General features: G+C 72.7%; 11 protein-coding genes. 7 read left to right on the forward strand and 4 right to left on the reverse strand.

The genetic code is table 11. The annotated features are described in order from the left end of the window. Positions 1-5 precede the first annotated feature (5 nt). From ABD831_RS19365 to ABD831_RS19375, 3 genes are read right to left on the reverse strand one after another with little or no spacing between them, the layout of a single operon-like run. Positions 6-1,304: a ferredoxin family protein gene (locus ABD831_RS19365; RefSeq protein WP_344950648.1), complete on the reverse strand. Its 1,299-nt coding sequence runs from the start codon at positions 1,302-1,304 to the stop codon at positions 6-8. After that, positions 1,301-3,838, reverse strand: a complete 2,538-nt coding sequence (locus ABD831_RS19370; RefSeq protein ID WP_344950651.1) for a DNA gyrase/topoisomerase IV subunit A — start codon at positions 3,836-3,838, stop codon at positions 1,301-1,303. The genes ABD831_RS19365 and ABD831_RS19370 overlap by 4 nt, the downstream gene beginning before the upstream one ends. 53 nt (positions 3,839-3,891) lie before the next feature. Beyond that, a complete protein-coding gene (locus ABD831_RS19375; RefSeq protein ID WP_344950654.1) occupies positions 3,892-4,515 on the reverse strand; it encodes a nitroreductase family protein in 624 nt (207 codons plus the stop codon). 55 nt (positions 4,516-4,570) lie between these two features. Between ABD831_RS19375 and ABD831_RS19380 the strand changes: the two genes are divergently transcribed. From ABD831_RS19380 to ABD831_RS19395, 4 genes are all read left to right on the forward strand, one after another. Next, complete coding sequence (locus tag ABD831_RS19380; protein ID WP_344950657.1) at positions 4,571-7,270, forward strand: bifunctional acetate--CoA ligase family protein/GNAT family N-acetyltransferase; 2,700 nt, start codon at positions 4,571-4,573, stop codon at positions 7,268-7,270. A 125-nt stretch (positions 7,271-7,395) separates the two neighbouring features. Beyond that, a complete protein-coding gene (locus ABD831_RS19385; protein WP_142177755.1) occupies positions 7,396-7,995 on the forward strand; it encodes a DUF5998 family protein in 600 nt (199 codons plus the stop codon). 10 nt (positions 7,996-8,005) lie between these two features. Next, a complete protein-coding gene (locus ABD831_RS19390; protein ID WP_344950660.1) occupies positions 8,006-9,166 on the forward strand; it encodes an alkaline phosphatase family protein in 1,161 nt (386 codons plus the stop codon). A gap of 11 nt (positions 9,167-9,177) precedes the next feature. Beyond that, the gene (locus ABD831_RS19395; RefSeq protein ID WP_142177757.1) at positions 9,178-9,870 is read left to right on the forward strand and encodes a thymidine kinase; all 693 of its coding nucleotides are present in this window, start codon (positions 9,178-9,180) and stop codon (positions 9,868-9,870) included. An 82-nt stretch (positions 9,871-9,952) separates the two neighbouring features. On the opposite strand, the gene sepH is transcribed toward ABD831_RS19395, so the two are convergent. Further along, positions 9,953-11,464, reverse strand: coding sequence for a septation protein SepH (gene sepH / locus ABD831_RS19400; protein WP_344950665.1), 1,512 nt, complete (start codon positions 11,462-11,464; stop codon positions 9,953-9,955). Positions 11,465-11,625: 161 nt separating this feature from the next. Here sepH and ABD831_RS19405 point away from each other — a divergent pair, with 161 nt between their 5' ends. Genes ABD831_RS19405 through ABD831_RS19415 form a run of 3 tightly spaced genes read left to right on the forward strand, consistent with a single transcriptional unit; the run spans position 11,626 to position 14,376 of the window. Further along, entirely contained in the window at positions 11,626-12,261 is a 636-nt protein-coding gene (locus tag ABD831_RS19405) for a trimeric intracellular cation channel family protein (RefSeq protein ID WP_344950668.1), read from the forward strand. A gap of 57 nt (positions 12,262-12,318) precedes the next feature. Continuing rightward, the gene (locus tag ABD831_RS19410) at positions 12,319-13,458 is read left to right on the forward strand and encodes a ferrochelatase (protein WP_344950671.1); all 1,140 of its coding nucleotides are present in this window, start codon (positions 12,319-12,321) and stop codon (positions 13,456-13,458) included. Between the two features lie 9 nt (positions 13,459-13,467). After that, the gene (locus ABD831_RS19415) at positions 13,468-14,376 is read left to right on the forward strand and encodes an inositol monophosphatase family protein (RefSeq protein ID WP_344950676.1); all 909 of its coding nucleotides are present in this window, start codon (positions 13,468-13,470) and stop codon (positions 14,374-14,376) included. Positions 14,377-14,440 lie beyond the last annotated feature (64 nt).

Genomic DNA, 14,440 nt, shown 5'->3' on the forward strand with positions numbered 1-14,440 from the left:
CCGGGCTAGAACCACGCCTCGAGGATCGAGGCGCGGTGCTCCAGCACCTCGATGGCCTTCTTGCCGCACGACTCCGGCCGGGTGTGCCCGACCGGCTCCCGCGTGACGTGGACCCGCCAGCGACGTCCGTCCTCGTGCGTGACGATGACCTGCCAGCCGTCGTCGGCCTCCTCCGGGAGATCGGCCCACAGCGACGCGATGCGCGTCTCACCGATCTCGCTCCGGACGTGCGACTCGGCGCACTGGGAAGCTGCCGGCACGCCGGACCGCCCCCGGTCGTGGAGCGGACCGAGGAGCTCGGCGGGCAGGTGCCCGGTCTCGCTGGCCGCGAGCACCCACTCGGACGCGCGGTCGTCGAGGCGGGCGAACGTCTGGCCCCAGGGGAGGAGCACCGCCGTCGGGGCGAACCGGTGTCCCCCCGTGTGCGACACCTCCCAGGCTTGGCCGGGGGCGACACGAGCCGCGTGCGCGGCGAGCGGCCGTCCGCGAACGGCGCAGCACACGTCACGACGACCGTTGGTGCACACGAGCAGCGCCGGTGCGCCCGGCACCGACCCGAGGAGAGAGGCCTGCACGAGGGCTCGGCTGCCGCGCGCGAGTGCGGCCCAGTCGAGACCGAGGAGGTCACCGACGTCGTCGACATCGGCGGTCAACAGCCAGGCGTCGTCCGGTCGCGCGCCGGCGTGGGCGACGAGCACGTGTCGGGGACCGTCGTGCGCCGGGTGCCCTCCCGGACGTCGGACGAGCATGAAACGACCCCCGGCACGGCTCGTGCGAGCGTCGAGCTCGGCCCCGAGCTCACGGTCCAGGTGCGACTCGCGGGCTGCGTCGCGCCCCCACGGTCCGGGCTGCTCGACGATGACGAAGAAACGTGCGGTCGCGGCCGTGCCGTAGGCGCTCGTGCCGTCACGGTCCCACTGGACCGAGCACGCATCGGTGGCCGGCGTGCCGTAGCCCGTCGTCGCGGGATGCTCGGCGTGCTCCAGCGGCTCGGCGTGCTCCAGCGGCTCGGCGTGCTCCAGCGGCTCGGTGGGCTCGGTGGGCTCGGTGGGCTCAGCGGGCCCGGTGGAACCGGTGGGCTCGGTGGACCCGGGCGCCGAGGTGGTCTCGGTCGCCTGCGCCGGTTCGCGGTCCCGGGTCCGCTCGGTGCCCGGCGCGCCGCCGTCCGCGCCACCGTCAGCGCCGGTGGCCGCGCCCGTCAGGGAGTCGACGGCCGACGCCACCGACGCCACCGTCGCCGAGGCCGCCGCGCCGGCCGCGGCCGCAGCACGTCGAGCGGCCCTCGCGCTTCCGGACCGGCTCATGCGCTGCCGCCCTCGGGGCTGTCGTCACCGGGTCCGGCACCGTCGTCGGACCCCGTCAGCGCGGCGTGCGCTGACGGCGCCCAGTCGGACGGGGGACCGGCGACGTGGGCGATGACCGTGGTCGTCGGGGCGCCCGAGCCGTCACGTCGGCCGTCCGCGGGTGGCAGCTCGATGGCGACGCCGTTCGCGGCCGCCGCCCGCGCGGGCTCGTTGCCGGCGAACGCCAGCACGAGAGTGTCCTCACCCCGGAGGAAGCGGTGGCAGCGAACGCCTCCGGTGGCGCGACCCTTGGCGGGGTACTCGGCATACGGCGTCACCTTGAGGGAGCCGCCCTCGGTGCCCGGCAGGGCACCGGACGAGCCGGAGGACGTGACGACGACACCGTCACGCGTGGGGTCGGCGACTCCGAAGAACACCGCCCGCGCACCCGGCGCGAGCTTGATGCCGGCCATGCCGCCGGCCGAGCGGCCTTGCGGCCGAACGGACTTCGCGGAGAAGCGCAGCAGCTGGGCGTCCGAGGTCACGAAGACGAGGTCGAGGTCCTCGCGGTCGGCGACCGCGGCACCCACCACGCGGTCCCCGTCCTTGAGGCTGATCACGTCCCAGTCGTTGGCCTTCGGTGCCTCGGAGGTCACACGCTTGACGACGCCGGCGGCCGTACCCATGGCGAAGACGGGTGCGTCCGCGCCGATCGGCACGATGGTCACCGGCTCCTCACCCTTGCCGAGGTCGACGTAGGCGGCGAGTGGCGCGCCCCCCGAGAGGCTGGGCGCACCGTTCGTCGGGGGCAGCGTCGGCAGGTCGAGCGCCGAGAGCCGCACCATCCGGCCGGCGCTCGTGACGAGGCCGAACTCGCCACGAGCGGTCGTGCGCACCGCACCGATGACGACGTCGTGCTTGGAGCGCGAGCCCTCGGCCGTGACGGGGTCGGCGGTCCCGGTGCGCGCGAGCAGTCCGGTCGAGCTCAGCAGCACCCAGCACGGGTCGTCGGCGATCTCGAGCGGCGAGGAGGCCGTGGCCGTCGCGCTGGCGCCGGAGCTCTCGAGGAGCACGGTGCGTCGCGGCGTCCCGTGTGCCTTGGCGACGTCGGCGAGCTCGGTCGACACGAGCTTGAGGAGCAGCTTCTCGTTCTCGAGCAGGGCCCGGAGCTCCTCGATGGCGCGCTCGAGCTCGGTCTTCTCGGTCTCGAGCTCGATGCGGGAGAACTTCGTCAGTCGGCGCAGCTGCAGGTCGAGGATGTAGGTCGCCTGGGCCTCCGAGAGGTCGAAGACGTCCATGAGGCGCGCCCGCGCCGTGCCGGCGTCGTCGGAGGTGCGGATGACCTGGATGACCTCGTCGATGTCGACGATGGCGATGAGCAGACCCTCGACGAGGTGCAGTCGCTCCTCGCGCTTGGCGAGCCGGTGGGCGGTGCGACGCCGGACGACGTCGGTGCGGAAGTCGACGTAGACCTTGAGCAGCTGCTTGAGGCCCATGGTCCGGGGCTGGCCCTCGACGAGCGCCACGTTGTTGATGCCGAAGTTCTCCTCCATCGGCGTCAGCTTGTAGAGCTGCTCGAGCACGGCATCGGGGTTGAAGCCGTTCTTGATCTCGATGACGAGACGCAGGCCGTGGGCGCGGTCCGACAGGTCCTTGAGGTCGGCGATGCCCTGCAGCTTCTTGCCCTGGACGAGGTCCTTGACCTTGTCGATGACCTTCTCGGGCCCGACGAGGTAGGGCAGCTCGGTGACGATGATGCCCTTGCGCCGAGGGGTGATCGACTCGATGCGCGCCGTGGCCCGGGTGCGGAAGCTGCCGCGGCCGGTGAGGTAGGCGTCGCGGATGCCCTCGAGCCCGACGATCTTGCCGCCACAGGGCAGGTCGGGCCCCGGGACGAACTTCATGAGGTCCTCGAGCGAGCACGTCGGGTTGGCGATGAGGTGCCGCGCGGCGCCGATGACCTCCACGAGGTTGTGTGGGGGCATGTTGGTCGCCATGCCGACCGCGATGCCGGCGGCGCCGTTGACGAGCAGGTTGGGGTAAGCCGCGGGCAGCACGCCCGGCTGCAGCTGCGTGTCGTCGTAGTTGGGGACGAAGTCGACCGTGTCCTCGTCGAGCCCTGCGACCATGAGCAGCGCGGCGTTGGCCATGCGCGCCTCGGTGTACCTGGCGGCGGCCGGGCCGTCGTCGAGCGAGCCGAAGTTGCCGTGCCCGTCGACGAGGGGCAGGCGCAGCGTGAAGGGCTGGGCCATGCGCACGAGGGCGTCGTAGATCGCCTGGTCGCCGTGCGGGTGGTACTTGCCCATCACCTCGCCGACGACGCGCTGGCTCTTGACGTGGCCACGGTCGGGCCGCAGGCCGAGCTCGTTGGCGCCGTAGAGGATGCGCCGCTGGACGGGCTTGAGCCCGTCACGCGCGTCGGGCAGGGCCCGGCTGTAGATGACGCTGTAGGAGTACTCGAGGAAGGCGTTCTGCATCTCCTCCTCGACGTCGATGCCGACGATCTTCTCCTCGAAGTCCTCCGGTGGAGGCGGGGGGGTCTTTCCACGGGCCATGCCGGGTGGTGCTCCTTGCCGCTAGCGGGTCAACGCCCCATCTTCGCGCAGGGTCATGACGCGTCTTCACCTGCCACGCCGAAACGGCCCCAGTGGGCCACTTCGTGACCGCTGCGCCGGTGGCGGCGCAGGCTGGGGCTCTTCGGTCCCGACACGGCATACCCGATCGACACGACCCCGACGATCGTGCGCGACGCCGGGATGGCGAACGACTCGTGGACGGCCTCGTGACGCTCGGGAGGCACGCCGAAGAAGAGGCTCCCGAGGCCTTCGTCGGTGGCGGTCAGCAGGATGAGCAGCGAGGCCATGCCGGTGTCGACGTCCCAGTAGGGGACGGGCCAGCGCGCCTCGTCCCGGTCGGTCCAGCCCTTGTCGGGCGCGGCGTACCGGTCGAGGTAGGCGTCCTTGTGGGAGAGGCACAGCACGAGCACCGGGGCAGCCCGTATGCCGTCGAGCCACGGATCGCTCGGGGCGCCCGGCTGCGTCGTGGCCGCCCAGAAGGCGTCGCGCTCCCCGGTCGTGCGCAGGACGAGGAAGTCCCAGCCCTGGCTGAAGCCGGCGCTGGGGGAGCGGACGGCGTTGGCGAGGCAGCGCTCGACGAGCTCGCGGGGGACCGGTCGGTCGGGGTCGTAGCGGCGGACCATGCGTCGCGAGCGGACGACCTCGGTGAACTCCATGCGACCAGACTCCCATCTCCCGGGGTCACGAAGCCGGGCGTGACACGATGACCCCATGGAGGGTGGCGAGCTCAGCGACGACACCGGTGCGATGGAGCGGGTCTCGGCGCAGTCCACCGGCGCCCCGGTCGAGTGGGAGGCCGACGTCGTGCTGCGCGACGGCACGGTCGCGCACGTCCGGCCCATCACGCCCGACGACGCCGAGGGCGTCCGTCACTTCCACAGCCTGCAGTCCGCGGAGTCGATCTACCTGCGGTTCTTCGCGCCGCTGCGCGAGCTGAGCGACCGCGACATCCACCGCTTCACGCACGTCGACCACCACGACCGGGTCGCCCTCGTCGCCACGCTCGACAGCGAGATCATCGGCATCGGACGCTACGACCGCATCGACCCGACGTCGGCCGAGGTCGCCTTCAACATCTCGGACCACTTCCAGGGCAAGGGCATCGGTTCGGTCATGCTGGAGCACCTGGCAGCGATCGCCCAGGAGATGGGGATCAACCGGTTCGTCGCCGAGGTGCTCCCGCAGAACCGCAAGATGCTCACGGTCTTCAAGGAGGCCGGCTACGAGGTCACCCACCACATCGAGGACGGCGTCGTCGAGGTGTCGTTCGACATCTCGCCGACCGAGCAGAGCAAGGCCGTGCAGCTCTCGCGTGAGCACCGCGCCGAGGCGCGGAGCATGCACACGATCCTCTTCCCCGAGCGGGTCGCCATCATCGGCGCGAGCCGCCGCGAGGAGTCCATCGGCGCGCTCGTGATGCGCAACATCCTCGCGGCCGGCTACCAGGGCGAGCTCTACCCGATCCACCGGGTGGCGGACAGCATCCAGGGCCTCAGGGCCTACCCGACCATCCACGACGTGCCCGAGCCCGTCGACCTGGCCATCGTCGTGGTCCCGGCAGCGCAGGCCATCGACGTCGTCAAGGACTGCGGCAAGGCCGGCGTCAAGGCCCTGCTCGTCCTGTCGGCGGGTTTCGCCGAAGCCGGTGAGGAGGGCGTCCGCCTGCAGGAGAAGCTGCGCCGTCGCGTGCGCCGCGCCGGCATGCGCATCGTCGGGCCCAACAGCTTCGGTCTCATCAACAACGACCCGACCGTGCGGCTCAACGCGACGCTCGCCTCGGTCATCCCCGAGTCCGGTCGCCTCGGGCTCTTCGCCCAGAGCGGTGCCCTAGGCGTCGCCGTGCTCGCGTCCGCGGCGCGGCGCGGACTCGGCATCTCCGTCTTCGCCTCCGCGGGCAACCGGGTCGACGTCTCGGGCAACGACCTCATGCAGTACTGGATCGACGACCAGGAGACCGACACCGTCGGCCTCTACCTCGAGTCGATGGGCAACCCGCGCAAGTTCTCGCGCATCGCCCGGGCGCTCGCAGCCGTGAAGCCGGTCGTCGTCGTGAGCTCCGGCGTCTCGAGCTTCGCCGCGCCGCCGGGACACCGCACGCGCGTCACCAACGTGCCGCCGCAGGCCTTCCGCGCGCTGCTGCGCCAGGCCGGCGTCATCCGGGTCGAGAACGTCCACCAGCTCTTCGACGTCGCCCAGCTGACGCTGCACCAGCCGCTGCCCAAGGGCGACCGGGTCGCCATCGTCGGCAACTCGGACGCCCTCGGCGCGCTCAGCGCGAGCGCGTGCCTCAGCTGGGGCCTCAAGGTCACCCACGGGCCGGTGTCCCTGCAGCCGCAGGCGTCCGCCGAGGAGTTCGCGGCGGCGTTGGACGCAGCCTTCGCCGACCCCGAGGTCGACAGCGTCGTCGCGGCCTTCATCCCGCCCCTGGTCACCCCGGACGAGGACGTGCACGAGGCAGTGCGCAACATCGTCGCGGACTACGAGAAGCCTTGCGTGGCAACGTTCCTCGGCATGCGCGGAGTCGGCGACGGGCTTTCCTACGAGCAGGGTGGCGTCCGTCGCTCGGTGCCGGCCTACTCGATGCCCGAGGACGGCATCCGCGCCCTCAACGCCGTCACGCGGTATGCCTTGTGGCGCCAACGTGACCGTGGCACCCAGGTCGCGCCGGTGGGCATCGACCGCCTCCGTGCGGAGTCACTCATCGAGGGACACCTCGCGGCCAGTCCCGAGGGGCGGGCGCTGACGCGTGAGGAGGCCCGCGAGCTGCTCAGCGCCTACGGGATTCGCGTGTGGCCCGCGGTGGAGGTCTCGGGCGTCGACGCGGCGGTCGCTGCGGCCACGGAGCTGACGTTCCCCGTCATCCTCAAGTCGACGTCGCCGGTCGTGCGCCACCAGCCCGGACTCGTCGGTGTCCGCGGCGACCTCGTGGACGCCGAGGCCGTCCGCGATGCCCACAGCTCGCTCACGCAGCGCCTCGGCCCGTTGGGCGCGGACCGCTTCGTGGTGCAGCGGATGGCGGTGCCCGGCGTCTCCTGCGTCATCCGCGCGAGCGAGGACCCCCTGTTCGGCCCGGTCGTCAGCTTCTCCGTCGCCGGACCGCCCACCGAGCTGCTCGGCGACGTCGCCCACCGCATCCCGCCGCTCACCGACGTGGACGTCACCGACCTCATCGACGGCGTGAAGGCGGCGCCCCTGCTGAGCGGGCACCGGGGAGCGGCGCCGGTGCACAGGGCAGCCCTCGCCGACCTCATCGCCCGCCTGTCGGTCCTGGCCGACGACCACCCGGAGCTGTCGTCGGTCGAGCTCAACCCCGTCAACGCCTGGACCGGAGGGGTGGACGTGCTCGGCGCGGAGGTCGTCGTGCGGCCGGCGCTCGTGCGCAAGGACCCCGGCCGGCGCCGCATGACCTGACCCGCCGCGTGGCTGCCCGGAGCCGTCGCCCGGAGGGGTCGTCCGGCGGCCTCGGCGGCCGGGTCCGGCGGCAGTCTGTGGGCGGCCGGATGGGTGGCCCGGCGCACCAGTGCAAGGATGGGGTCATGCGACGCGCCATCCCGGGCACCGGCCGAGCCCTTCCCGAAGACCTCACCGAGGCGATCACGCGGGCCGGCTACTACCCGTCCCTCGTCTGCGACGTGGTCGAGTCGGCGATCGCCGACGACGAGGTCGTCTCGCACCTCGTGCACCAGGAGACGACCTTCGACCACGAGACCGTGCGTCGCCACGTGACCGTCCTCGTCGTCACGCCGCTGCGCCTCGTCATCGCGCACGCCGACGACCACGCCGAGTCCGAGGACAAGCTCATGGCCACGGCCACCACCGAGACGGTCCCGCTGGCGGCCGTCCGTGGCGTCATGCTGACCCACGTGGTGGCGCAGCCCGACACCTTCACCCCCGGCACGCACGGCCGGGACCTGACGCTGACGCTCGGCTGGGGCGCCGTGAGCCGCCTCGACATGATCCCGGCCCAGTGCGGCGACCCCGACTGCACCTCGGACCACGGGTTCGAGGGCACCATCGCGTCCGACGACATCTCCCTGCGGATCAGCTCGGCCGCCGACGGCGAGGACGCCGTGGGCCGCGCCATGCACTTCGCCAGGGTGCTCTCGGCGAACATCGGCGGCGGCACGGCCCGCTGACCCGACGGCCGTGGCTCCCGACCTGACTTCTCACTCCTCCGTCCCGACCGACTGGTCCGCCGGCACGCTCGCCTCGGTCCTCCCGTCGGTGGCCGACCGACTCGGGGTGCAGCGGTATGCCGGCCGCGACGTCTTCGACCTGCCTGCGGTGCCGCGCACGGTGGTCGTGCTCGTCGACGGCCTCGGCCACGACCTGCTGCGCCAGCGCAGCGGCCACGCGCCCTTCCTGCGCAGCCTCCTCGGGACCGCGCACCGGGTGCCGTGCGGCTTCCCCACGACGACCGCGACCTCGATGGGCACCTTCGGCACGGGCCTGCCGCCGGGATCGCACGGGCTCGTCGGCATGCAGGTGCTCGACCCGGCGACCGACCGCCTGCTCAACGAGCTCTCGTGGGAGGACGGACCCGACCCGCGGGCCTGGCAGCCGCACGCGACCGTCTTCGAGGCCGCTGAGAACGCCGGCGTCACCGTCACCATGGTCGGGCCGCACTACTTCGACGGCTCCGGCCTCACCACTGCCGCTCTGCGGGGCGGCGGGTTCCGGGCTGCCCGCTCCCTCGAAGAGCGCGTCGACGCCGCGGTCGCCGCGGTGCGTGCGACCCCGCGCTCGCTCGTCTACCTGTACTGGGGCGAGGTCGACAAGGTCGGTCACGTGCACGGCTGTCAGTCGTGGCAGTGGGGCGACGAGGTCGAGTCCGTCGACGCCGCGCTGCGACAGCTCGCGGCCCGGGTGCCCGACGACACGTCGATCCTCGTCACGGCCGACCACGGCATGGTCGACGTGCCCTTCCACGATCGCATCGACCTCGTGAACGAGCCCGACCTCATGGCCGGGGTGCGCCACCTGGGCGGGGAGCCGCGCAACCTGCAGCTCTACGCCGAGCCCGGCGCGGCCTCCGACGTGGAGGCGGCGTGGACGGCACGGCTCGGCGACCGAGCACGCATGATGAGCCGCGAACGAGCGGTCGCCGAGGGCTGGTTCGGGCCGGTGCGGCCCGCCGTCGAGGGCCGCATCGGCGACCTCCTCGTCGTCATGGACGGGTCGTTCGCCGTCGTTCACTCCGGACTCATGCGCCGCGAGGTGGTCGCACTCCTCGGCCTCCACGGGTCGACGAGCGACGCGGAACTCGCCGTGCCCGTGGTCGTGGTGCCTCCGCGCCGCGGCGCCTAGGGTGGAGCCTCGTGGCTGAGCTCGTCTTCTTCTCCGGGACCATGGACTGCGGCAAGTCGACCCTTGCCCTGCAGATGGACCACAACCACGGCGCGCGCGGACGGGTCGGGCTGATCTTCACCAAGATGGACCGGGCCGGCAGCAACGTCCTCAGCTCGCGGCTCGGTCTGTCGACGGGCGCGCTCGAGGTCGGCGACGACCTCGACTTCTGGGAGGCCATCGTCAGCCGGGCCACGGCGGGCACCCGCATCGACTACCTCATCTGCGACGAGGCCCAGTTCTACACCGGTGACCAGGTGGAGCAGCTGGCCCGCATCGTCGACGAGATGGACGTCGACGTCTTCGCGTTCGGCATCACGGCGGACTTCCGCACCGAGCTCTTCCCGGGCAGCAAGCGCCTCATCGAGCTAGCCGACCGGGTGCAGGTGCTCCAGGTCGAGGCCCTGTGCTGGTGCGGGCGGCGGGCGACGACGAACGCGCGCGTCATGGACGGCGTCATGATCGTCGAGGGCGAGCAGGTCGTCGTCGGAGACACGAAGCCGGGCACGGCGGGCATCGTCGAGTACGAGGTGCTCTGCCGCCGGCACTACATGCGCCGCATGACGTCGCACGCCGCGAAGGCCGCGGCGGTCTCGCCCGAGGTGCTGCCGTTCGACCTCGACGTGTGTCCCCTGCCTCCGCTGCCGATCACGCAGGCGGACTGACTTCTTCTCAGCCCGCGCCGTTCTCTTTCCCGCCGTCCTCGTCGCCGCCGGCTCGCCGAGGCGGCAGGACCGCGGTGGTCGGTCACTCGTTCTTGCGGCCGAACATGATGTCGTCCCAGCTCGGCACGCTGGGCCTACCGGACTTGCGGGCGGGCTGGGCAGGCCGGGGCCCCGGCTTGGCCTGCGGCGCCCGGACGCGCTGCTCCACGACGTCCTCGCCGTCGCCGTCCTCCTCGAACGACCCGGACCCCGTCGCCGCCACCGTCCCCGGTGGGCGCTCTGCGGAGATGCGGGACACCGGTCGTGCCTCCGCGCGTCGGCGCGCCGCCGGACGCAATGGGCGGTCCTCCTCGAACGGCTGCTCCGACAGGGCAGGTCCGTGGTCCTCTGCATCCGTCTCGTGGTCTGCGGCCTCGTTCTCGGACGGCCCGCGGAGCGCCTCGTCGTGGACGGGGGTGACCTCGTCCTCGTCGTCACCAGCGACGTCGTTCGCGATGTCCGCGTCGTCGTCCGCGACAGCTGTCGCCGGTCGGGCCAGGGTCTCGATGTCCGCGGCGCGGGCTGCGGGCTCGGGTCGGGAGGGCTGCTGTGCCCGGGTGCGCTCTTCGGGTGTCTGGCGTACCGGCTGGGTCGGTTCGGTGCGCCGCGCCTGGCGCCGGGCGGCCTCGGCCCCGACCCGCTGCTCGACGGTGCCGGACTTGATGACCTCGGGGTCGTCCTCTGGGTGGGTGTGGGCCGGTGGCGGCAGCTCGTCGCGGGGGTCGCCGGCCAGCTCCTCGAGGGGCAGGGCCTCCTCCGGCACCTCGTCGAGCCCGGGCACCTCGGTCGACCGCGGGCGACGGCGTCGACCGCGCTGTGAGCTGCGCTCGCGCATGGCCGCCATGAGGTCGACCGTCTCGCCCTCCCGGCGCCGGGTCGCCGACGCGTCCACCCCGCCTTCGGCCTCGACGTCGTAGACGCGGCTCGGTCGGGTCGACGCCGCGAGGTGCGGAGCGGGGATGGGACCCGGTGCCTGCTGGTCCTCGTCCTCGCTGAGCCAGCGGGCCTCGTCGTCGACCGCGGAGACGGTGCGGGCGAGGGGGTCGAAGAGCCAGGCGGCCTCGCGCTCGCGGCCGCCGGCGTTGAAGAAAAGCAGGACGGTCCAGGCGCCCTTGTCGGTGCGCCGTGAGTCCCAGCGTGCGCTGCCGGCGTCGATCTCGCGCGTGCGCAGGCGCTCGGTGACCCGGGCATCGAGCGTGGGGGCGCCCCCGTGGGACCCGCCACGGGGACGCAGCCGGACCTGGCGGGCGAGACCGGCCACGTGCTCGCGCTCGGCGAGGATGGGGCCTTCGTAGCGGTGGACCTTCTCGACCGTCCAGCCCGCCCGTTCGGCGACCTCCTCGGCCGTCATGCCGGCCCGGACCATCGCCTGGACGTCCTTGGGCCGCAGGCCGCCCGACACCTCGATCTGCAGCTGACCGAGCCGCGGACGGTCTCGCCGCACCGCGGCACGGAGCGCCTCGTCGAGCGGCACCGAGAAGCGGTTGCCCTCGTCGTCGGCCAGCAGCAGGTGCATTCCGTCCTCGTGGACGCCGACGAGCCTGAGGTGCTGCATGGGTGGGTCTCCCGGTGCCGAGTCTGCGTGGTCGTGCCTGATCTGCGCCGACGGGCCGGTGCTTGCGTGACGTGCTTGCCGGTGCGTCGTGCAGACGAGCATGCCACCGGGCCGGGTGCGCGCCAAAGCGCCCACGCCGCACGGGTACCGTTTGCTCTGGCATGCCCACCTCCTTCGCCTCCGCGCAGCTCGCCCTCGACCTCGTCGGCGTGTTCGTCTTCGCGCTCTCCGGAGGGCTGGTCGCCGTCAAGAAGCGCTTCGACCTCTTCGGGGTCCTCGTGCTCGCGTGCGCCGCGGCACTCGGTGGCGGCATCGTGCGCGACCTGCTCATCGGCGACATCCCGCCGGTCGGCATCAGCGACTGGCGTCTGCTGACGGCTGCGGCACTGGGCGGTCTCGTGACCTTCCTCTTCCATCCCGGCGTCGAACGCATCACCCGGTTCGTCCGCGTCCTCGACGCCGCCGGACTCGGTGCCTTCGCCGTCGCCGGCAGCCTGAAGGCCGTGACGACTCCCGGGGTGTCGCCCGTGGCTGCCGTCCTCGTCGGTGTCATCACCGCAGTCGGCGGCGGCGTCGTGCGTGACGTGCTCGCCGGCCAGGTGCCCGAGGTGCTGCGCCGCGAGCTGTATGCCGTCCCCGCGATGCTGGGGTCGGTGGTGGTCGTCGTGGCCGCGCAGCTCGGGTCGCTGCAGGACTGGGTGCTGTGGACCGCCGCAGGAGTCGTCTTCGCCCTGCGCATGCTGGCCGTGCGTCTCCACCTCAACGCGCCGACCCCGCTGCGCTCCAATCCCACCTAGCGCGCGCCTCGAACGACGGACGAACCCCTGACCCTGCTCACGACCGATGGCGGAGACATGACACCAGACGCAGCACCGACACCCGAGCCGACCCAGACCGGGGCCGAACGCCCCCCGCTCGAGCCGTACGACGCCGTGCTGCTGCTGGGCTTCGGCGGACCGGAGGCACCCGATGAGGTGATGCCCTTCCTCCGTCGGGTCACGGCCGGCCGCGGCATCCCGGACGAGCGGCTCCAGGCCGTCGGCGAGCACTACCACCACTTCGGTGGTCGCAGCCCGATCAACGACCAGAACCGCGCGCTCATCGCCGCCCTGCGGGCCGAGCTCGACACGCGCGGCATCGACACGCCGATCATCTGGGGCAACCGCAACAGTGCGCCGTTCATCGACGACGCCCTCCGCGAGAGCCACGCAGCCGGCCACCGCCGCGTGGTGGCCCTGACGACGAGCGCCTACTCGTGCTACTCGTCGTGCCGGCAGTACCGCGAGAACCTCGCCGACGCCGCTGCAGCCGTGGCGGACGAGGGCGTCGAGGTGCAGATCGACAAGGTCGCCCAGTACGCCCCGAGGCCCGGTTTCGCCGCCGCCAACGCCGGCGAGCTCGTGCGCTCCCTCCGTGCCCTCGACGGCGCACCGGACTCCGAGATCGCGCTGCTCTTCGTCACGCACTCCATCCCCGAGGCCATGGATGACACCTCGGGTCCGGGCGACGGCGAGGGCAACCTCTACCAGCGCCAGCACCTGGCGCTCGCGTCCCGACTGACCGATGAGGTCAACCGGGTCCTGGGTCGAGACCTCACCGGCGAGCTCGTCTTCTGCTCGCGCTCGGGCCCGCCCGGCCAGGCCTGGCTGGAGCCGGACGTCAACGACCGCATGCGCGAGCTCGCGGCCGGCGGCACCCGCACCGTCGTGACGGCACCCATCGGCTTCGTCAGCGACCACATGGAGGTCGTCTACGACCTCGACACGGAGGCACAGGAGACGGCGGACGAGCTGGGCCTGACCCACGTGCGCGTCCCGACGGTCGGCACGGACGCCGTCTTCGTGAGCGACCTGGTCGACGCGCTGCTCGAGCGCGCGGCCGAGGCGCGCGGGGAGGACGTGCCGCAGTTCGAGGGCCGGATGCCGTCCATGTGCGCACCCGGGTGCTGCCCCAACCTGCGCCAAGCGCGCCCCGCCCTGTGCGGCAGGGACTGAGGAGCACCGATGACCCCCGCACCAGCACAGCCCGAGCTCCCACAGCTGCCGGATGGCATCAGCGTCGAGGAGCTCGAGAGCCTCTGCGTCCGGTTCGCCACGGAGGCGGCCCGCTTCATCCGCGACGAGCGACCTGACCGCATGGGGGTCGCTGCCACGAAGTCGAGCGAGACCGACGTCGTGACCGTGATGGACCAGCGCTCGGAGGAGCTGCTGCACCGGCTCATCCAGCAGGCTCGTCCCGACGACGGCATCCTCGGTGAGGAGGGCGCCGACGTCCTCGGCACGTCCGGTCTCACGTGGGTCGTCGACCCGATCGACGGCACCGTCAACTACCTCTACGAGGTCCCCGCGTATGCCGTGTCCGTGGCTGTCGTCGTCGGCGACGCGCAGTCGCAGGGCGGTTGGCGTCCCGTTGCGGGCGCGGTCGCCGACCCCTGCCTGCGCCTCGTGCACCACGCGGGACGCGGCACCGGTGCGTGGACCAGCCCGGAGAACCCGGCCGACCGGGCCGACCCGGCACGCTTGTCCGTCTCGGGCGAGGACCGCCTCGCCCGGACGTTGCTGGCGACCGGCTTCGGCTACGACCCGCAGGTGCGCGCCCGCCAGGCCGAGGTCCTGCTCAGGGTGCTGCCCCAGGTCCGGGACATCCGGCGCATCGGCAGCGCGGCGCTCGACCTCGTGCGGGTGGCCCAGGGCTCGGTCGACGCATACGCCGAGACGGGCCTCAACGCCTGGGACCTCGCGGCCGGCTGGCTCGTCGTCGAGGAGGCGGGCGGTGTCGTCGTCGGAGTGGGGGAGGGCGCGCACAGCGCACCCGGCAAGGCCCTCACCGTCGCGGCCGGACCGGCCCTCGTCGACCAGGTGCGCACCCTCTTCGTCGGCCCCGCCGCCCCTCCGGACGCCGCCCGGGGCTGACCCCGGTCCGAGGACACCCCGGCAACCGGACATGAGCAACGCCCCACCCGGCCGGGCCGGGTGG

The sequence above is a fragment of the Terrabacter ginsenosidimutans genome (assembly GCF_039539425.1).
GTDB classification, from domain to species: domain Bacteria; phylum Actinomycetota; class Actinomycetes; order Actinomycetales; family Dermatophilaceae; genus Terrabacter; species Terrabacter ginsenosidimutans.

Bases quoted from the DNA above. Each gene is read 5' to 3' on its own strand.
- ABD831_RS19405 (WP_344950668.1), top strand. From the start codon at position 11,626: ATGCCCACCTCCTTCGCCTCCGCGCAGCTCGCCCTCGACCTCGTCGGC.
- ABD831_RS19380 (WP_344950657.1), top strand. From the start codon at position 4,571: ATGGAGGGTGGCGAGCTCAGCGACGACACCGGTGCGATGGAGCGGGTC.
- ABD831_RS19365 (WP_344950648.1), bottom strand. From the start codon at position 1,304: ATGAGCCGGTCCGGAAGCGCGAGGGCCGCTCGACGTGCTGCGGCCGCG.
- ABD831_RS19415 (WP_344950676.1), top strand. From the start codon at position 13,468: ATGACCCCCGCACCAGCACAGCCCGAGCTCCCACAGCTGCCGGATGGC.
- ABD831_RS19375 (WP_344950654.1), bottom strand. From the start codon at position 4,515: ATGGAGTTCACCGAGGTCGTCCGCTCGCGACGCATGGTCCGCCGCTAC.
- ABD831_RS19370 (WP_344950651.1), bottom strand. From the start codon at position 3,838: ATGGCCCGTGGAAAGACCCCCCCGCCTCCACCGGAGGACTTCGAGGAG.
- sepH (WP_344950665.1), bottom strand. From the start codon at position 11,464: ATGCAGCACCTCAGGCTCGTCGGCGTCCACGAGGACGGAATGCACCTG.
- ABD831_RS19385 (WP_142177755.1), top strand. From the start codon at position 7,396: ATGCGACGCGCCATCCCGGGCACCGGCCGAGCCCTTCCCGAAGACCTC.
- ABD831_RS19410 (WP_344950671.1), top strand. From the start codon at position 12,319: ATGACACCAGACGCAGCACCGACACCCGAGCCGACCCAGACCGGGGCC.